This is a genomic window from Peptoniphilus grossensis ph5 (genome assembly GCF_000311825.1).
GTDB lineage: Bacteria > Bacillota > Clostridia > Tissierellales > Peptoniphilaceae > Peptoniphilus_A > Peptoniphilus_A hominis.
Window position 1 is genome coordinate 603,969 of sequence record NZ_HE978566.1, and the last position, 18,027, is coordinate 621,995.

Genomic DNA, 18,027 nt, shown 5'->3' on the forward strand with positions numbered 1-18,027 from the left:
TTACTCCTTGATTGTCTTAATCTTAAAAATAAAATATATGTAGTGAAAAATTAGCACTAACAAAAGTGTAATTCTAGCATGTGAGTTGTTTACTAAACAAAATGATATGCCAAGAAAAATAGTGATAGTCATAAGAATCTTTATCTTTCTCTCTTTTGTCATTCCACTCTTATTTTTTATTGGCTCAATATTATCCTTGTATAATTTAGTAGAAGTAAAATACTCATTAAATTTTTTTGAACTTTTGGAAAAGCAATATGTTGCGAGTAACAAAAAGGGAGTTGCAGGTAATAAAGGCAAATATATCCCCACTGCTCCAATCCCTAAAAATATAAATCCAAGTATTAAAAATAAAATCTTCAATTTTATCCTCCTTATTTTTAAGTTCTATACCTGTCAGGATAAATACTAACAAATAAATTTTTATAAGTAAACATTATTGATACTAGATATCATTTCGATTTTTTAAATATATTTCTTTTCTTTGTTCTATTATATTGATTTAAAGGGACTAGCACACTGTTAACCTTGGTAAATTTTTGTTTAAAATATTTTTCACAAAAATAAGACCCTGAATTCCCAGAGTCTTACTTTAATTAGATTACATTTTTTCTATTTCAATTTTTATGTCGTGACCGTTTAGATTTTCTACTTCTGCATCAACATCAGCCTTTACTAATTCTTTTGCCAAGGTTTCTGTTTTAATAAATTCTTCTTCAGAAGCAAGAGCTTTTTCTACTTCTTCGTCAGACTTATAAGTTATCTTAATGTTGTCTAAGATATCTAAATCTTTTTTCTTTCTAAGTTGTTGAATTTTTGATACAAATTCTCTTACATAACCTTCATTAAGAAGTTCATCGTTAAGCTCAGTGTCTAGGATAACGAAAAGATTATTTTCCATTACGACGTCAAAGCCTTCTTTTGCACTAATTTTTACTTCAACATAATCTTTTTTGATTTCAGTTTCTTCTCCAGCGATTTCAAGCTTTACATCGCCTTCATTTAATTTAGCAAGAAGTTCTTTTGCATCAGTTTCTCTTAAATATTTGCCAAAGTCCTTAACCTTTGAACCTAAGATACTTCCGCAAACTCTAAAGTTTGGTTTAAGTTCAAATTCCATATATTCAGAAAGATTATCTTCAAATCTAACATCCTTAACATTAAGTTCTTCTTTAATTAAGTCAGTTAAGTCACCAATAATTTCCTTATACTTTCCATCAATTATAACTTCTGAAAGTGGTTGTCTAACTTTAATCTTAGCTTCTTCTCTTGATGCTCTTCCTAGTGTTACAAGATCTCTAACTAAGTCCATTTTTTCTTCAACCTTGTCGTTAATCATATTTTCGTCATAAGTTGGATAGTCTGTCAAGTGAACAGATTCTTCATCAGTAAGTGACTTAAATAATTCTTCTGATATAAATGGAACTATTGGTGCAATTAATTTTGTAACGCCAAGTAAAACTTCGTAAGTTGTCTTATAAACTGCAAGCTTAGTGTTGTCCTTGTCAGTCTTCCAGAATCTTCTTCTATTTCTTCTGATGTACCAGTTGGAAACATCTTCTATTACAAATTCTTGGATTTCCCTTACAACCTTTGTAAGTTCAAATACTTCCATGTCTTCTCTTACAGTCCTTACAAGTCTATTGTATTTTGAAAGTAGCCATTTATCGATTTCTTCTAAATCTTCATAGCTTACCTTGTGTTCTCTAGGGTCAATGTTATCTGTATTGGCATATAGACTAAAGAAGTTGTAAGTGTTTCTTAGTGATCTAAAGAATTTTGATTCAATTTCACGAAGTCCATCTTCGTCAAATTTTGTTGGAGTCCATGGTGGTGATACATAAAGTAGATACCATCTAACAACATCAGCACCATACTTGTCAAAGAGTTCAAAAGGTGCAACTGTGTTTCCTCTTGACTTTGACATCTTCTTTCCTTCTTTATCTAGGATAAGGTCATTTACAAGAACATTTTTGTAAGGACTCTTGCCTGTCATATAAGTTGATATTGCAATTAGTGAGTAGAACCAACCTCTTGTTTGGTCAATACCTTCTGATATAAAGTCTGCTGGGAAAAGTTCATCAAAGTTGTCCTTGTTTTCAAATGGATAGTGCCATTGAGCAAAAGGCATAGCACCTGAATCAAACCAAACATCAATTACGTCAGCTTCCCTTGTCATTTCTTTACCACACTTAGGACATTTTAGGTGGATGTCATCGACATAAGGTCTGTGAAGTTCTACATCAGCTGGCACATCTTCAACAGCCTTATTTCTAAGATCTTCAATTGAGCCAACAGATTCAGTGTGACCACATTCACATCTCCAAATTGGAAGTGGTGTTCCCCAATATCTTGATCTTGAAATTGCCCAGTCATTTAAATTTTCAAGCCAATTGCCAAATCTCTTTTCACCGACAAAGTCTGGGAACCAATTTACTCCATTGTTGTTTTCAATTAATTTATCCTTAAACTTAGTTACTTCAATGTACCAAGATGGATGTGCGTAATAAATTAATGGAGTGTGACATCTCCAGCAGTGTGGATAGTTGTGAACCACTTTTTGTTTTGAGAACATCAAGTCATTGTCCATTAAATAGTGAAGTACATCGTGGTCTGCATCAATTACAAATTGACCCTTCCAAGGTGTATCTGTAAATTTGCCTTCTTCATCAACTGGTTTTAGCATTGGAAGGTCGTATCCCCTTGCAGTTTGATAGTCATCTTCACCAAAGGCTGGTGCAATGTGAACAATACCAGTACCATCTTCAGTAGTTACATAGTCAGCACAGATTACATAAAAGGCTTTCTTGTCTGGTTCTAAGAATTTAAGAAGTTGTTCATATTCCATGTACTCTAAATCTTTTCCAAGGAATTCTTCTATAACTTCAAATTCATCATCTTTAAATACAGCCTTAGCAAGTGGTTTTGCAAGATAATAAATATTGCCATCAGCGTGTCTTGCTTTTATATATTCAACCTTTGGATTTACAGCAAGGGCAACATTTGATGGTAAAGTCCATGGTGTAGTTGTCCATGCCAAGAAATATTCATTTTCCTTATCTTTTAATTTAAATTTACAAGTTGCAGTAGTTGTTTTTATTTCTTCATAACCTTGTGCAACTTCATGAGATGCAAGACCAGTTCCACATCTTGGGCAGTATGGCACTATTTTATGACCTTCATAAATTAGTCCATCCTTAAACATCTTGTCTAGTATATGCCAAACTGATTCTATATAAGTATTTTCAAGAGTGATGTATGGGTGATCTAAGTCTATAAGATAGCCCATTCTCCTAGTAAGTGTTCTCCATTCTTTTTCGTATTCAAAAACAGATTCCTTACATTTTTTGTTAAAATCCTCAACTCCATAGGACTCAATGTCTTGCTTGTTGTGAAGCCCAAGTTTCTTTTCTACTTCAATTTCTACTGGTAGACCATGAGTATCCCAGCCTGCTTTTCTTTTAACCTTATATCCAAGCATTGTATGATATCTGCAAGTTAAGTCCTTTAAGGTTCTAGCCAAGACATGGTGTATGCCTGGTTTACCATTTGCAGTTGGAGGTCCTTCATAAAAGATATAACTTTCACCATCTTCTCTTGATTCTACAGATCTGTGCAAAAGATCAATTTCATCCCAAAATTTTGAGATTTCTTCTTCCCTCACACTTACCTTGTCCTTAGACAATTCTTTAAAATTTTTCATCTTAAACTCCTTATTCTTCCAAAATTTTTATAAAAAAAGTCCCCTCTCAAATGAGAAGGGACGAACTAGCCGCGGTACCACCCTAATTATAGGTAACTATCACTTAATTTTTTAACGCAAATGCGCAAAGGCTTTTGACCTTTGAGCTCCGAGGTGATCTATAAATTTATAAAACACAGTTTCGCACCAAACAACTGCTCTCTTAGTTTCTTAAAATTTACCGTCCTCATCAAAGCTTATATAAAATTGTCAATTGTTTGATTTTTAAACATTTTAATAATGTTTGATTGCATCATGGCAAGTGTAGTGTGGAATTTACAGTTTCCAACTTCATTTGCCCTATTTTTGTTGCAATATTTATCTTCTTGCAAGCACCTATTAATTACAATTGGTCCATCAACCGCTACAATTATGTCGTAGAGTGTTATGTCTTCCTTTGGCTTTTTCAGATAATAACCACCCTTAGAACCTCTTTTTGCATCAGTTATTCCAGCCAAGTTTAGTTTTCTAAGTATTCTAAGAGTAAATCTCTTTGTAACACCTTCACTTTCAGCAATTTGTGGCGCTCCAATGACTTTACCCTCGTTCCTAGCAAGATAACTTACAATTCTAAAGGCATAATCTGTTTCTTGTGTTATTCTCATATCATCACCTATTGCGAATATTATATCAGATTTGTTTACTTTTTGAAATACTTATCTTGTTTTTTTCTCAATTTCACTATTTCTGCAGCCTCATTTAAGGACAAATCTTCATAAGTGAGAAGGCTTCCCTTTTTAATGTCTTTATTTGCATAGGCACCTTCAGTTACAATTCCTATTGGCACATGATTTCCATATACTTGATCTTCTTTTCTTTCCAGGGTTCCAAAAATCATTCCTCCGCCAATAGAATCAAGCTTCTCACCCTTTTTTATATCTCTTTTTGCAACTGCTACAGTTTCTGCATAGGGCTCTCCCATTGGTGCAATAGATGCATCTCTTAGGACAACTGCCTTTATTATAGAAACTATAGTCTCAATGCTAGTCAAGTGATAAGGTCTATATATGGTATAATTTGGACCTTGACCCATAGATAGGTACTTCATTTCTTCATCTATAATATTAGATTTTGCTTTTACTACAGCAAATACTCCTGGAGCAATTCCCGTAGCAAAATCAACTACGCCATAGGAATTTAAAATTCCACCATCTTCTTTTAATTTATAGTCATCTGCAATTTTCTTTGGACTAGTTTCAACAAAGTGACAACCTCTTATGTCTGGTACAAAACCAAGGGCATTGCAAACTGCGTTTAACTCTATCATTGTGTTTGTTCCATCGACAAAAGAAGTGAGCATTCTTGGATTGATTCCCTTTTTATCTGCAGCTTCCTTTAAACTTTCTGGACTTGCATAATTATTTAATTCATTGTTTTTTCCCTTTCCAAGGACTAAAACATCAAAGCCACAGTTCTTAGCAAACTCATAAATTTCTACAATTGCGCCAGGTTCATCACCCTTAGTGCCAGAATAGACTAGACCCTTTTCATCAGCCATAACCTTAAGAATTGGACCAACTGTAGCATCCATTTCAACATTTAGACTGACTATGTCAACACCATTTTCTATGGCAGCAAGAGATAATTTTGTTCCCGTTTCTGTATCGCCAGTGCAGTCTACTAGGCAATCGACAAGAGTCGCTGCAAGCAAATTATTAGTAGTTGCTATATATTTTTTTTCTTTTAAAAGATTTTTTGCCTCTTCCAAATCATCTGTAAAGGCATAATCTTTTTTATCTATATTTGCTGAATCTATTGCATTTTTAAGTGTAACTTTATTTCTTGATGAAAAAACTATGGGATAAAAATTTTCATTTTGACTTAACAAAGTAAATAGGGATGTGCCCATAATACCTGAGCCCACTATTCCAACAGAAATATTCCCATATTCCTTTAATTTTTTCTGTAAGTAAAACATTCTTCCTCCAAATTTATATGAGTGATTAAAATTTTTTTACGCCAAAATTATTTTAATCTGAATTAACTTCTATTGCAAATATTTTGTTAGTTTTTTGCACTTAGGATTTTGCCAAGTCTGTATCCAGAGGCAAAGGCAAAGTGCAAATTGTAGCCGCCACAGTCTCCATCAATATTAAGTGCTTCGCCAATAATATATAGGTTCTCAAATTTTTTAGCTGAGTAGTCATGGCAATTTATTTGGCTTAAATCCACGCCACCCCTCGTCACTTGAGAATTTTTAAATCCTGTTGTGCCAATTACCTTAAAGCTTGACTTCAATAAAACTTCTATAATTTTTTGAAAATCAGCCATAGAAATCATATTCATGGCAATTTTTTTGTCTAAATTTAAATAATCGACGATGTAGTGAATAAACTTTTTATCTACAATTCCCATTAAATATTCTTCCAGAGAAAAATCTGGGAACATATAGTACCTGCTGTAAAGCATGTCCACCGTCTTTTCATCTACATTATTTATAAGAGGCACTTCAATAAAATTATCTTCAGAAATATTTACTGATAAGTCTAAAATTGGTGGTCCACTTATTCCATAGTTGGTAAATAAAATTTCTCCCCTTCTCCTGTCGATTTCTTTATTTCCCTTAAATAATTTTGCATCCCCAAGAACTTTTGTCCCACTAAGGTGTTTTAAGTATTTAGACTCCAACTTTACTTGAGTGAGGGCTGGCTTAAGGTCTGTTATCTTCAAGCCAAGTTTTTTTAGAATTTCAAAACTTCTGCCATCAGAGCCACTTGCTGGCATTGACTTTCCACCAAAGGCCGCAATGACCACATCAGCCTTAATTGTTTCACCATCAGTAATTACATCAAATCCACTTTTATTTTTTTTGATTTCTCTTACTTCAGTATTTGTCCTAATGTCGATGTCCTTTTTCTCAAGCCAATAAATTAAAATATTTAGGACAGAATTTGCCTTTAAGGTAAGAGGATAGACCCTATTGCCATCTGTGGTGGACTCAAGCCCCAAGACCTTAAAATAGTTTATCAGGTCTTCATTGGAAAAATCCTTTAATGTCTCTCTTACAAAATCTTTTGAAGAATAATTTTCTTCTGACAAAATTAAATTTGTATAATTGCATCTGCCATTTCCTGTAGCCAAGAGTTTTTTTCCAATTCTTTCGTTTTTTTCTATTAATATTACCTTATTATTTTCATTTTTTGCATTTATGGCAGCAACCATTCCTGCTGGTCCTGCACCAATAATTATTATATTCATAGTATCACAGATAAATTATATCCTAAAATTATAAAAATTTACAATAAATAAGGAAATTTGTGCTATAATGACTTAGAATTTTGGAGGAATTATGAAAAATAAAATTTATATAACAGGACACAAAAATCCTGACACTGATAGTATATGTTCCGCCATCGCCCTTGCAGAATTAAAAACAAAAATGGGCGAAGATGCTGAGGCAATTAGACTTGGCAACTTAAATAAAGAAACTGAATTTGTACTTAAACATTTTGGCGTGCAAAAACCAAGACTAAAGACTTCTATAAAGCCTCAAGTAAGAGATATAGAAATAGACGCTGCCTATTGCGTCAATCCAAGCCTTTCTATGGCATCGGCAATGGATTTGATTCAAAAAAATAATATCAACTCCTTGCCCGTTGTAGACGACGATGACAACTTAATTGGTATTGTTAGCTTATCTAACATTGCTTCAACTTATATGGAAATTTGGGACGACTCAATCATTGGAAGAAGTAATACAAGCTTTGAAAATATTTTAGATGTGCTTAGAGGAAAGGTCCTCTATCTTCCAGAAAATCCAAGAAAATTATCTGGCAAAATGGCAGTCAAAGCTATAAAAAATCAAGATTTAATTAATGAAGGCGACATTGTAATAGTTGGAGACGATGTAAAAGATCAAGAATCAGTAATAAAAAAGGGCATCTCCCTTTTGATTTTGACGATTTCAAGTAAGCTTGACGACAAACTTTTAGAGCTTGCCAAGGAAAATAATGTTGCCGTAATCTCAACTGGTCTTTCAACTTTTATGGTTGCAAGAATTTTGCCGCAAGCAGTTCCCGTTGAATATGTAATGACAAGAGATGACTTAGTTGTCTTTCACAAGGACGACTTAATCGACGATGTCAGAGAAAAAATGGCACAGTCAAGATTTAGGTCCTATCCAGTTCTTGACAACAAAAACAAAGTAATTGGAAATATTTCCCGTTACCACTTAATTTCAAATTTGAGAAAGAAAATAATTTTAGTGGACCACAACGAAAGAAACCAATCCATCGACGACATTGATTCTGCAGAAATTGTGCAAATTGTAGATCATCACAGAGTTGCAAATATTTCTACCTCTTCTCCAATATACTTTAGAAACGAACCTGTAGGCTCAACAGCTACTATAGTCTCAAAAATGTTTTTTGAAAATGGCATAAAGCCATCTCGCGAAGTTGCAGGTCTTCTCTGTGCGGCAATAATTTCTGACACACTATTATTTAGGTCACCAACATCAACAGAGACAGATAAGTATGTCCTTAACAAAATGAAAAAAATTGCAGCCATTGATGTAGATGAATTTGCCATGGAAATGTTTAAGGCAGGCACAAGTCTTGAAGGTAGAAAACCTGATGAACTATTAAAATCTGATGTCAAAAACTTTTCCATTGAAGGCGTAAATGTAAGAGTATGCCAAATTTTTACAATGGACTTAGAAAGCACAGCCTCTGTGGAAAAAGATTTAAAGGAAGCCATGGAACACTTCATAGAAACTTCTGATGCCGAAACTTTTGTCCTCATGATAACAGATATCTTTAAAGAAGTTTCAGAAATAATTTTGGCAGGAAGTTTTAAAGAGGCTATAGCCAGAAAGTTTGATAAAGAACTTGTTGATGACAAATTTTTATCAGAGGGACTTCTGTCAAGAAAAAAACAACTTCTTCCAAAAGTAAGCGCCGCAATTTCAGAAGAACTTTCATAATTTTAAAGCAAAAATAAGAGCCTATCAATTCTGATAGACTCTTTCTTTTTTTGTAGCTATTATTTTTATTTATTGCAAGTTCCTTGGCAGCCGCAAGAATTTTCATCGTCCTTATCAGGTTGGCAACTACAATCATGATTATGCTCATGGTGGTGGTCATGTTGATGGGCTTCTTCCTCATCATCTTCCCCATTCTCTATATAGACATTTAAGTCTTTTATGCCATAGACTTTTTCTAGATCTTCTGAAAAGGCAACTACTGATTTTTCGTCAAAACCATAGATGTAAACTTCACTGCCATAATTTAAAATTTCTAGTTTCAAAATGCCATCGTCATAGAGGCTTATGCCCATAAAGTTTAGGGCTGTCTCACCAATTAAATTTTCTAAAATCATTTTTTTGAAGTCTTCGTCGATTATTCCCTGAAAAATATATTCGTAGCCATCTTCATCTGAATAAACTGCAAATTCTTCAACTAATTTTTTTGACTTTTTATCATCTTTTAAAATTTTTATTTGATAGGAATCGCATTTATTTAAATATATTTTAAGAATATCAGAAATTGGTCTAAGGTCAATTTCATCATCGATAAAGACATCATTTTCAAAATTTATATAATACAAAAAATCACTCCTACTTAGTCAAAAGATAAAATTCGATATAGGCATCGTCAAGATTGTTTTCTTTTCCGAAATAAATATTTGTAAATAAAACTTTATAGCCATCTTTTTCTATTGCCAAATCTTCAAGCTCAATGCGGTCCTTAGTCTTGTACAAAAGTTTTAAATTATCTCGAAGTTTAGCCAGGTCGATAGTCATAATTGTTTTATAATCACTTTTTGATTTTTTATAAATTTTTATTTCTTTTTTATCTTTTTCAAATTTATAATTTCCTGAAGTTACAACATCGTCAAGGGAATAAACATAAATTAAATGTTTGTAGCCCTCAATGTCAATGTCAAATCCAAGCTCGCTATCTGTAGGCAAATTATCTGTGTAAGAATAGCCAAGATAATTTTTACTTTCAATAATATTGGAGAAGCCAAAAAGTTTTGTAAAGCTGTCTTCACTTAACTTAAAATCCTTTGGCATATAGGATAGTTTGTCCACCCTATCTGTCCTTACCATGTAGCTTACTATGTCCACAATTTGACTTTTTGCATCGGATTCAATATTTATGTTGGGCTTAATTTCCTCTCCTGCAATCATCTTATTGTCCCTTAAAAGTTTTTCGAATCTAGCATTTTGTGACCTTATGCTGAGACTTGTGGCTGATGCAGGACCAATACCAGTTATTAAAATTATTACTGACAAAAATATTGGAATACTTATATTTGAATTTTCTCTGTAAAAAATATAATAGATTAGAGATAGGAAGATCCAAAGTCCCACTGCAATTACAATATATCTATTTTCAGTCATTCCATATTCTTTGATTCTCAAATAAATTGCAAAGAACATCATTCCCAGTAGTGGAAAAAGTGTAAATGGAAAAACTATTTTAAATTTATTTATAAAAGTAATAGTCTCCACTCTGGAAAGGAAAAATAAATATACAATTGAAAAACTTGCAAACCAAATAACTAAATTTACAATTAAATTATTTGGAATTTGCCAAAGGACTAATATCTTTACAAAGTAGGCTAGTAAAATTGCCGTATAAATAATAACAATTGGCGTAATTATATAGACTAAGAGAATTCTAAAAGCCTTTGGATATTTGTAATCTGTGAAGGAATCTCTCACCTTTGGAAAATCAGAGAAAAATGTCACCACATTAAATAAAATAAAGGAAAAAATTGCAACTCTCAAATATACTGAAGACCCAAAATTAAATTTAAATAGGCTGTTAAGTGCAAAAATAATTCCACTTATACCAACAAAGACAATAAAGCTGTAAATATTTGAAATTATAAAGGACCTCAATATCTTTGCAACATAGACAACAAAATCCTTGTGATAATTAAATTTCCCCACAAAGGAAGTGCCAACTACTAAGGCTGCAATTAGGGTAAAGTATATAAAATTATTGTCATAAAATTCCAAAACTTTGTTTTCGTGATATACAAGCTCATAAACCCCATATAGAATTGGAAGAGTTATTACATAGGATAAAATTTTAAATAAATTATTATTTTTTAAATTTTTTAGGTCGTAATAATTTCTGAGACCCTCATTGAATAATTTAATAAAAGCATAAAGAAAAATTCCAAAAACAAAAACAAGTCCAAAGCTCAACATCTTGTTATTATATGCTTCTGCGTATTCATCGAAAGTTGACAAGATTAAAAATATTGTGGCAAGTATTGCTGAAATTATTGTAAATGGAAACCTTTTAAAGGTGTTTTTAATACTATTAAAATTAAGTAATGTAAAATTAAAAATTTTCATAATATCCTCCTAATTTTAATAATATATCAAGGACCTTGATTTTTAAAGCTTTTGGATTAAATCTTTGTCATTGTATCCACTTTGACATATTTATTTTTTATAGACAAGCTTGCCCTCAGAGATAGTATAAAGAACCTCTCCCCTTAAATTTTTACCTGCGAAAGGACTGTTAGAGGACTTTGATTTAAATTTTTCAATTTTATATTCACTTTCAAGGTCAATTATAGCCAAATCTGCAAGCTTACCTACTGAAATTTCTCCACCTTCAAGTCCATAAATTTTTGCTGGGTTTGTGCTCATGAGCTCAATTAATTTCATGAGAGAAATTTCTCCACTTAAGATTAAATTTTCATAGCAAATTGAAAAAGATGTCTCTAGTCCAATAATTCCTGATGGGGCCTTTGTTATTTCCTTTGCCTTTTCTTCAGGGCTGTGAGGAGCGTGATCTGTTGCAATAATTTCTATTGTGCCTTCCTTTATGCCCTCAATAATCCTGAGCCTATCTTCTTCACTTCTTAGTGGTGGATTCATCTTTGCAAGAGTGCCGTATTTTAATACTGCCCTGTCATTTAAGGCAAGGTGGTGTGGCGTAACTTCTGCATAAATATTTGCTCCCATGGATTTTCCAAATTTAACAAGATCAACTCCTAGCCCTGTAGAAATATGCTGAATGGAAATCTTGGCTCCAGTGTAAATTGCCATGGCTATATCTCTTGCAATAAAGGATGTCTCAGCAATAGTTGGCGAGCCATAAATATTTAATTTTTCGGAAACTTCTGAATGGTTTATTCCATTTTGTTCAATTAAACTTGGATCTTCTTCGTGAAAAGAAATTATTGCCCCTAATTCTTTTGCACGATTCATGGCATCTACTATTAGTTTAGAATTTCTATTGGGGATTCCATCGTCAGTAAAGGCTAGGGCTCCTGCCTTAAAATTTTCTTCCATGTCCACAAGCTCTAAATCAGAAAAATTTCTCGTTAGAGCAGAAACTGTATATACTTTTAAAGGAAGATCGCGTGCCTTTTTGTAGTGGTCAATAATTTTTTCCTTGTCGTCAATTTTTGGGCTAGTGTTTGCCATTTGCACAACACTTGTAAAACCACCAGCTATGGCAGCCTGACTTCCACTTTCTAAATCTTCCTTATAGGTTTGACCTGGGTCTCTAAAGTGAACATGGACATCAACAAGTCCAGGGACAAGGACTTTTCCCCTAGCGTCAATTATTTCTTCCTCTGGAAAATTTCTCTCATCAATATCTTTTTCTATTTCAATTATTGTTCCCTTTTCAATTCTTATATCTAAAATTTCATCTGTTTTTGAAAGAGGATCTATCACTCTTCCGCCTTTTATAATCATATTTTCTCCTATTAAAAAGTTTTTATCCTAAAAAAGACGAGGAAACCCTCGCCTTCTAAAAAATTTAATTATTCTTCCTCACTATCTTCTTGGTCTTCGTCATAGATTTCTAAATCATCAAAGTCGAAATCATCATCGTATAGATCAAAATCCATATCTTCATTTTCATAAACATAATCTTCTAGATCTGAAAGGTCTTCTTCAATGATGTCAACATAGTCTTCGATTTCTTCACGAGATTCTCTCATTTCATCAATAACATCGCTTAAGATATCTACAAGTTCAGATATAATTTTGCCTTCGTTAGTAGTTGTGTCCAAATCATATCCGTCACAAAGTCCTTGTAAATATGATATTCTCTTTAATAAATATTCCATAGTACCTCCAAATTAAACTCTAGACATATATTCGCCATCTCTTGTGTCAATTCTTATAACGTCGCCTGTATTAATGAAAAGTGGTACATTAAGAGTGTAACCTGTTTCTACAGTTGCAGGTTTAGAGCCACCACTTGATGTATCTCCTTTGACACCTGGTTCAGTTTCTGTAACTTCTAGTTCTACAAAGTTTTGAGGTGTAACTCTAAATGGTTTGCCCTTGTAGAAGTTAATAGTCGCCATATCATTTTCCTTCATGAAGTTAAGAGCATCTTCAACCATGTCCTTTTCTAGTGGAATTTGTTCGTAAGTTTCTTGATCCATGAAGTAATAAAGTGCTCCATCAGAATATAAGTATTGCATTTCTTTATTTTCAATTACAACTTTTTCAAATTTTTCTGATGGGTTAAAAGTTGTGTCTTTAATGCCACCAGTAAGTACTGATTTAATTTTACTTCTTACAAAAGCTGCACCCTTACCTGGTTTAACGTGTTGAAAGTCAATTACAACCCAAACATCTCCGTCCCATTCAAATGTAAGTCCTTTTCTTAAATCTCCTGCTGTTATCATATTTTCCTCCATATTAAGTATTGTCTTCTAAATCATAATAGTTAAGTGATCTTGGCTGAAATTTTATATAATCAGGTAGCACTGAACTAAAATCTCTTAAGACTAGTGGATGATATTTAAGGCTTATACTAGGATTTTTGTCGTATAAATCAATTAAATATCCCTCTAATTTGCAATTATTAGAAATTTGCGCATTATTATTTACAATAATTATACCAGATATTGCATTATCATTAAACAAAACTTTATCATTTAATATTAAAATTTGATTACTTACCTTTGACTCAATCTTTAAGCTACCACTTTTTTGATTAATTACCATATCGTCTTCTAAAGAATAAAGTGGATTTCTCTTTATAATTTTTTCTTCGGCTTTTTCATCAAATTCTTCAACTTCTTCAAAAATAAATTTTTTGCCCTTCTCTTCTCCGTAAATAAAATCGCCATCTAAGTCTATTACTTTTATACCAGGAATAGACCAATTATTATTGTCAAAAGAATTTTTTATTTTTTCTATTTCATCTTTATTTATTTTTCCAGAATTTAAAACTCCATCCTCCTCTTTATAAATTTTATTTACAAAGTTCGCCCTAATCCTAGCCCCAACAAGTGAATTTTTATATTTTACTTCCGTCCTCAATTCTACTAAATCCAAATAATTATTATTTTTGTCCACAAAATCTTCATTTGATATTACAAGCTTTTCTAGCTTTGTGTCGCTGGGCAAAGTTTTTACACTCAAATTTTTTGAATGTTTTCTTGATAAAATAAATTCTTTTAGTTCTTTATTAAAATTTTCTTCGGAAATCTTCATATTTAAAACAGATTCCGCTGCATATTTTGATTGAACTCTCTCAACTCTATGCAAATTTATATAAGATGTATTTGAAGTGTAGGAATAAATAAAATAAAAGAAGAGAGCAAGCAGCGAAATTAAAATTATTGTAAAAATATAAATAAAGCCTTCTTTTCTCTCATTCATAGAACTGTATCCTCTTTGCAATTTTAAAATTTATTTTATCAAGATCATTGTAATTTAAATAGACAGAAAAATAATTTCCCTTATCGCTAATTCTAAAATCCTTTATATTTTCCGTCAAAGCGTTCTTTCCTTTAGCTTCAAGTAGATCAAATCTTGTGAGATTATTTTCTGTTGAGGCAAATCTATATAATTTGCCATTCATTTTGCCGTAATTTATATAAATATATTTCCCTTGAAATTCTTTAATAAAATAAATTTTGCCGCCAATATTTGTGTAATAATCAGAACTTTCGATTTCGTCCTTTATGTACTCAAGGGCATAGGACAAGTCTGAATTTACATTTTGATTTATATAAGTTTTGTTGAGAGCCTTTTGTGAAATTCCCAAAATAGAAGTTAAGACCATGCCTATAATTAGAAGCATGGCAATAGAAAGGACAAGCTCAATTAGTGAATAGCCCTTCCTTCGGCAGGTAAACCTCCATTTTAATTTCTTCATCACTATCTCGCCTCTTTCCCTTGACAATAACATGATTTAAATTTCCCTCGCTATTTTTCGTCACATCAATAATAAAATCTTGATTCTCCCCTTCTCCACTGTCAAAGTTTATTTTTAAATCCTTGTTGTTATAAGACTCACCAATTATTTCTTCCATTTTAGAATTTACAGCATAAATTAAAAGTTCTCTTTCCTTTAAATGATTTTGATTTTCCAAAAGGGTTATAATATTGGGCATAATTACAGAGGCTATTAGTCCAATTAATGCTATGGAAAATAGGACTTCAATCATCAAATGTCCTCTATTTTTAGTTTTTAAGTTCATAATAATTCACCTTGCCAGTGACAGGCTCCACTGTGATTTTAATTGATTTTTTATCCCCTATGGAGTAAATAATTGTGCCCGCAGAATTATTGCTAGCCACATAGGAAGGCTTGCCACCACTTGTAAAATTAATATTTCTAACATTAGTTGACTTAAGTTTAACTAATTTATTAAACTTTACAGCCTTGGTCTTGCCGCCAAAAACCATTTTGTAGCCGTCATCTTCTATTTTTATACTAGTTTTACAATTATTCACTTGAGCGTAATTTTTTAAAAACTTTATATCAAGAGCCAGACTTTTTATTTGTTCCCTGGCTTCAATTTTGTCGCGAACATTAAAATTAATCATGCCTATAGACAAAAGTATCATTGTAATTGCAAGAGTTATAACTAGTTCGATTAAGGTAAAGCCTTTAAATGTCTTCATTATAGTCAACTTCTTTTACAAAAAAGAATAGATCTTTATTATTTTTTGGCACTAAATAAAGATGGCTGATGTTTTCTGCAAATAAATTTATCCTAAACCACTCACCCTGATATATGCTTGCTGTGTAAGGAATTTTTTCTCCCTTAAGATTTACAAGCCCAATTTCTTTACAAGAATCATAGGGAAATAAAATTGAAATAGAAATTTCCTGACAATTTTTTTCCACACCAAGTTTTATGTCGTCGTAAATATTTTCTGCCTTTGCATAAAAGGATGTAACTCCAGATTCACTGTAATAATTTGTCCTAATGCTGTCATCAACTAGAAATTTATTTTCCTTGGACTTTTTGTTTTCAAAATCCAAGTCATCAAAAATACTTTCAACCTTATCTTTAGACTTATTATTTGAATTGTCATTTAAATCATCAAAAATTGATAAGGATACTTCCTGACCCTTTATTTTATTGTCCTTATTTTGACTTGCTTTTGCAGAAACTTTTTCTGGTGCTGAGGCTTTACTATGATTTATGGCTTTTGTATTTGTAATTTTTTGAACCTTACTATTTTTTACTTCCTCAGCCTTAGTGTTTTTTATTTCTTCAGCCTTAGTATTATTATCTTCCTTAGAATTTAAAGTCTCTCCACTAGGATCTTCATTATTTGTCTTCTCTTCTTTATTTTCGCTAAAGTAAGCTTCCTTTAAATCTGAATAATAAATTGCCTTAGATGGTTTTTCTGCCTTAAATCTGTATGTAAAAGTGTTTTCGTCCCTTCTATTTAACTCAATGTTTGAATATCCATAATAATTTGTAAAAGACGAAATTTTACTTATTTCGCTATTTTCAATTTTTCCAGAAATTGCAAGAGTTTCTATATCAGTCTGCCCTTCCTTGGTAAAATTATCTCTGTTTAAATTATTTTCAGCAGAAATTTTATCAATATTTTCCTTTGAAAAATCCTTAAGGCCACTGTACTTGTAGCCTCCTTCTTCACTTTTAAGGCTCTCGTTAAAGTCAACTTCTGAGACCTTTTGTGCCTCAGCCCTTATGAGAAAATTGTAAAATAAAAATTCTATAAATAACAAAATCAAAATTACAAATAAAATCTTTTCTCGATTTGAAAATCGCCTATAACCGATTTTTTTGCTCAAAATATCAAATATATCCATTTAATTTTTCCTCTACAAATTCTGCCAACTTCTCATGAAGCCTTTCATTTGGATGTATTCCATCTATTAAATCATCTTCAATGTAATTTTCTTTAGCATAGTCATAAAATGAAATGACTTTATAATCCTTGGCATTTTCCTTTAAAACTTTGTCAAGATTTTCTATATTTTTGTTCACTGAATTAAAATTAATAAAGCTTTCATAGGCCTCATCTAGATTTTTAAAAGATGTGGGATAAGGCGTGATGACAATAATTTTGCCGCCTAAGCTCTTTAATTTTTCTATGATTTTATTTATATTTTTTGTGACATAGTCAAGAGATCTTCCATTATAAAAATCATTTAAACCAATGAGAAGAAAATATAAATCATAAGTCATCAAATTATTTATTGCATATAGAACTTCATCAGTGGTTAAACCATTAACCCCGTAGTTGTCAATATCGTAACCTTTTCCCTGCAAATAATAAATTAAGGATTTTCCTCCAACTAAATATCCTTCAAATATGGAGTCTCCAAGGGCACAAATTCTCATACAACCTCCTACATAAGTCCTTCTTCCAAGAAACTAAAATACTTATTATCTCCAATGATTATGTGGTCTAAAATATCAATTCCAATTATCTTTGATGCCTCAACTAAGGTGTTAGTAAGGTCAATATCCTCCTTTGATGGCTTTGGATCCCCTGTTGGGTGATTATGTAACAAAATAATTGTGTGGGCATTGTCAGAAATGGCAGCCCTAAAAACCTCTCTTGCATGAACGAGAGTCATGTTTATAGTACCCTTAGAAATTTCTCTCACATAATTAATTTCTTTTTTCGTGTTTAGAGTCATAATCCTAAAGTGTTCTTCTTCTAAGACGCTCATGTCGCTTAAAACATAGTTTGCAGCAACTGATGGTGATGTAACCCTAATTTTCGAATCGTAAGAGCTTACAGAAAGTCGCATGCCCAGTTGCACAGCTGCAATTATCATGGCTGCCTTGGCTTCTCCAATGCCTTCAACTTTCATTAAGTTGGCAAAATTTGCGTTTTTAAGACTATTTAAGCCGTTCCTATCATTTTCTGATTTTAAGCTTCTAAGAACTTTATTGGCTGTGTCAATGGCTGAATCGCCACTCTTGGACCCAGTCCTTATGATAAGAGCTAAAAGTTCGGCATTCGAGAGATAATTTGGTCCAAACTTTATAAGTTTTTCCTGAGGTCTTTCCTCCTCTGGCATCTCCTTAATAGTGTATCTTTCGATTTCTCTTTCTTTCAT

Annotated in this window: 18 protein-coding genes and 1 other annotated feature; of the genes, 1 reads left to right on the forward strand and 17 read right to left on the reverse strand. The window is 32.1% G+C overall.

The window, feature by feature from the left end:
• The 5 genes from HGPG_RS02755 to HGPG_RS02775 form a co-directional block, all read right to left on the reverse strand.
• Nucleotides 1–363 carry a YbaN family protein gene (locus HGPG_RS02755; RefSeq protein ID WP_019124529.1) on the reverse strand — a complete coding sequence of 121 codons (363 nt, stop codon included), beginning with the start codon at nucleotides 361–363 and terminating at the stop codon, nucleotides 1–3.
• A gap of 238 nt (nucleotides 364–601) precedes the next feature.
• Nucleotides 602–3,703 (reverse strand): isoleucine--tRNA ligase, encoded by a 3,102-nt coding sequence (ileS, locus tag HGPG_RS02760; RefSeq protein ID WP_019124530.1) that lies wholly within the window; start codon nucleotides 3,701–3,703, stop codon nucleotides 602–604.
• A 53-nt stretch (nucleotides 3,704–3,756) separates the two neighbouring features.
• Nucleotides 3,757–3,945: a binding site (T-box leader), on the reverse strand.
• On the reverse strand, nucleotides 3,940–4,347 hold the full coding sequence (locus HGPG_RS02765) for an RrF2 family transcriptional regulator (protein WP_019124531.1): 408 nt from the start codon (nucleotides 4,345–4,347) through the stop codon (nucleotides 3,940–3,942). It overlaps the preceding feature by 6 nt.
• A 35-nt stretch (nucleotides 4,348–4,382) precedes the next feature.
• Complete coding sequence (locus HGPG_RS02770) at nucleotides 4,383–5,660, reverse strand: NAD(P)H-dependent oxidoreductase (RefSeq protein WP_019124532.1); 1,278 nt, start codon at nucleotides 5,658–5,660, stop codon at nucleotides 4,383–4,385.
• 86 nt (nucleotides 5,661–5,746) lie between these two features.
• On the reverse strand, nucleotides 5,747–6,940 hold the full coding sequence (locus HGPG_RS02775; protein ID WP_019124533.1) for a BaiN/RdsA family NAD(P)/FAD-dependent oxidoreductase: 1,194 nt from the start codon (nucleotides 6,938–6,940) through the stop codon (nucleotides 5,747–5,749).
• A gap of 91 nt (nucleotides 6,941–7,031) precedes the next feature.
• On the opposite strand from HGPG_RS02775, the gene HGPG_RS02780 reads away from it, so the two are divergent.
• Nucleotides 7,032–8,666, forward strand: a complete 1,635-nt coding sequence (locus HGPG_RS02780) for a putative manganese-dependent inorganic diphosphatase (protein ID WP_019124534.1) — start codon at nucleotides 7,032–7,034, stop codon at nucleotides 8,664–8,666.
• A 65-nt stretch (nucleotides 8,667–8,731) separates the two neighbouring features.
• Here HGPG_RS02780 and HGPG_RS02785 read toward each other — a convergent pair whose 3' ends face one another.
• From HGPG_RS02785 to radC, 12 genes are all read right to left on the reverse strand, one after another.
• Complete coding sequence (locus HGPG_RS02785; RefSeq protein WP_019124535.1) at nucleotides 8,732–9,289, reverse strand: hypothetical protein; 558 nt, start codon at nucleotides 9,287–9,289, stop codon at nucleotides 8,732–8,734.
• A gap of 10 nt (nucleotides 9,290–9,299) precedes the next feature.
• Complete coding sequence (locus tag HGPG_RS02790) at nucleotides 9,300–11,057, reverse strand: DUF4153 domain-containing protein (protein WP_019124536.1); 1,758 nt, start codon at nucleotides 11,055–11,057, stop codon at nucleotides 9,300–9,302.
• Nucleotides 11,058–11,147: 90 nt separating this feature from the next.
• A complete protein-coding gene (locus tag HGPG_RS02795; RefSeq protein WP_019124537.1) occupies nucleotides 11,148–12,416 on the reverse strand; it encodes a dihydroorotase in 1,269 nt (422 codons plus the stop codon).
• 68 nt (nucleotides 12,417–12,484) lie between these two features.
• The gene (locus HGPG_RS02800; RefSeq protein ID WP_019124538.1) at nucleotides 12,485–12,793 is read right to left on the reverse strand and encodes a CD1247 N-terminal domain-containing protein; all 309 of its coding nucleotides are present in this window, start codon (nucleotides 12,791–12,793) and stop codon (nucleotides 12,485–12,487) included.
• A gap of 12 nt (nucleotides 12,794–12,805) precedes the next feature.
• Nucleotides 12,806–13,363: an elongation factor P gene (efp, locus tag HGPG_RS02805; RefSeq protein WP_019124539.1), complete on the reverse strand. Its 558-nt coding sequence runs from the start codon at nucleotides 13,361–13,363 to the stop codon at nucleotides 12,806–12,808.
• Nucleotides 13,364–13,376: 13 nt separating this feature from the next.
• A complete protein-coding gene (locus HGPG_RS02810; RefSeq protein WP_019124540.1) occupies nucleotides 13,377–14,345 on the reverse strand; it encodes a hypothetical protein in 969 nt (322 codons plus the stop codon).
• Nucleotides 14,338–14,844, reverse strand: coding sequence for a PilW family protein (locus HGPG_RS02815; protein WP_019124541.1), 507 nt, complete (start codon nucleotides 14,842–14,844; stop codon nucleotides 14,338–14,340). The genes HGPG_RS02810 and HGPG_RS02815 overlap by 8 nt, the downstream gene beginning before the upstream one ends.
• Nucleotides 14,789–15,169, reverse strand: a complete 381-nt coding sequence (locus HGPG_RS02820; protein ID WP_019124542.1) for a type II secretion system protein — start codon at nucleotides 15,167–15,169, stop codon at nucleotides 14,789–14,791. Before HGPG_RS02820 ends, HGPG_RS02815 begins: the two co-directional genes overlap by 56 nt.
• The gene (locus HGPG_RS02825; RefSeq protein ID WP_019124543.1) at nucleotides 15,153–15,596 is read right to left on the reverse strand and encodes a prepilin-type N-terminal cleavage/methylation domain-containing protein; all 444 of its coding nucleotides are present in this window, start codon (nucleotides 15,594–15,596) and stop codon (nucleotides 15,153–15,155) included. Before HGPG_RS02825 ends, HGPG_RS02820 begins: the two co-directional genes overlap by 17 nt.
• Nucleotides 15,583–16,764 carry a hypothetical protein gene (locus tag HGPG_RS02830; protein ID WP_019124544.1) on the reverse strand — a complete coding sequence of 394 codons (1,182 nt, stop codon included), beginning with the start codon at nucleotides 16,762–16,764 and terminating at the stop codon, nucleotides 15,583–15,585. Before HGPG_RS02830 ends, HGPG_RS02825 begins: the two co-directional genes overlap by 14 nt.
• Nucleotides 16,751–17,299 carry an SGNH/GDSL hydrolase family protein gene (locus HGPG_RS02835; protein ID WP_019124545.1) on the reverse strand — a complete coding sequence of 183 codons (549 nt, stop codon included), beginning with the start codon at nucleotides 17,297–17,299 and terminating at the stop codon, nucleotides 16,751–16,753. The genes HGPG_RS02830 and HGPG_RS02835 overlap by 14 nt, the downstream gene beginning before the upstream one ends.
• A gap of 8 nt (nucleotides 17,300–17,307) precedes the next feature.
• Entirely contained in the window at nucleotides 17,308–18,027 is a 720-nt protein-coding gene (radC, locus tag HGPG_RS02840) for a RadC family protein (protein WP_019124546.1), read from the reverse strand.

What these genes read in the sequence shown, in the direction of transcription:
- ileS (WP_019124530.1), bottom strand. Translation starts at nt 3,703, where the DNA reads ATGAAAAATTTTAAAGAATTGTCTAAGGACAAGGTAAGTGTGAGGGAA.
- HGPG_RS02765 (WP_019124531.1), bottom strand. Translation starts at nt 4,347, where the DNA reads ATGAGAATAACACAAGAAACAGATTATGCCTTTAGAATTGTAAGTTAT.
- HGPG_RS02770 (WP_019124532.1), bottom strand. Translation starts at nt 5,660, where the DNA reads ATGTTTTACTTACAGAAAAAATTAAAGGAATATGGGAATATTTCTGTT.
- HGPG_RS02775 (WP_019124533.1), bottom strand. Translation starts at nt 6,940, where the DNA reads ATGAATATAATAATTATTGGTGCAGGACCAGCAGGAATGGTTGCTGCC.
- HGPG_RS02780 (WP_019124534.1), top strand. Translation starts at nt 7,032, where the DNA reads ATGAAAAATAAAATTTATATAACAGGACACAAAAATCCTGACACTGAT.
- HGPG_RS02790 (WP_019124536.1), bottom strand. Translation starts at nt 11,057, where the DNA reads ATGAAAATTTTTAATTTTACATTACTTAATTTTAATAGTATTAAAAAC.
- HGPG_RS02795 (WP_019124537.1), bottom strand. Translation starts at nt 12,416, where the DNA reads ATGATTATAAAAGGCGGAAGAGTGATAGATCCTCTTTCAAAAACAGAT.
- HGPG_RS02800 (WP_019124538.1), bottom strand. Translation starts at nt 12,793, where the DNA reads ATGGAATATTTATTAAAGAGAATATCATATTTACAAGGACTTTGTGAC.
- efp (WP_019124539.1), bottom strand. Translation starts at nt 13,363, where the DNA reads ATGATAACAGCAGGAGATTTAAGAAAAGGACTTACATTTGAATGGGAC.
- HGPG_RS02810 (WP_019124540.1), bottom strand. Translation starts at nt 14,345, where the DNA reads ATGAATGAGAGAAAAGAAGGCTTTATTTATATTTTTACAATAATTTTA.
- HGPG_RS02815 (WP_019124541.1), bottom strand. Translation starts at nt 14,844, where the DNA reads ATGAAGAAATTAAAATGGAGGTTTACCTGCCGAAGGAAGGGCTATTCA.
- HGPG_RS02820 (WP_019124542.1), bottom strand. Translation starts at nt 15,169, where the DNA reads ATGAACTTAAAAACTAAAAATAGAGGACATTTGATGATTGAAGTCCTA.
- HGPG_RS02825 (WP_019124543.1), bottom strand. Translation starts at nt 15,596, where the DNA reads ATGAAGACATTTAAAGGCTTTACCTTAATCGAACTAGTTATAACTCTT.
- HGPG_RS02830 (WP_019124544.1), bottom strand. Translation starts at nt 16,764, where the DNA reads ATGGATATATTTGATATTTTGAGCAAAAAAATCGGTTATAGGCGATTT.
- HGPG_RS02835 (WP_019124545.1), bottom strand. Translation starts at nt 17,299, where the DNA reads ATGAGAATTTGTGCCCTTGGAGACTCCATATTTGAAGGATATTTAGTT.
- radC (WP_019124546.1), bottom strand. Translation starts at nt 18,027, where the DNA reads ATGAAAGAAAGAGAAATCGAAAGATACACTATTAAGGAGATGCCAGAG.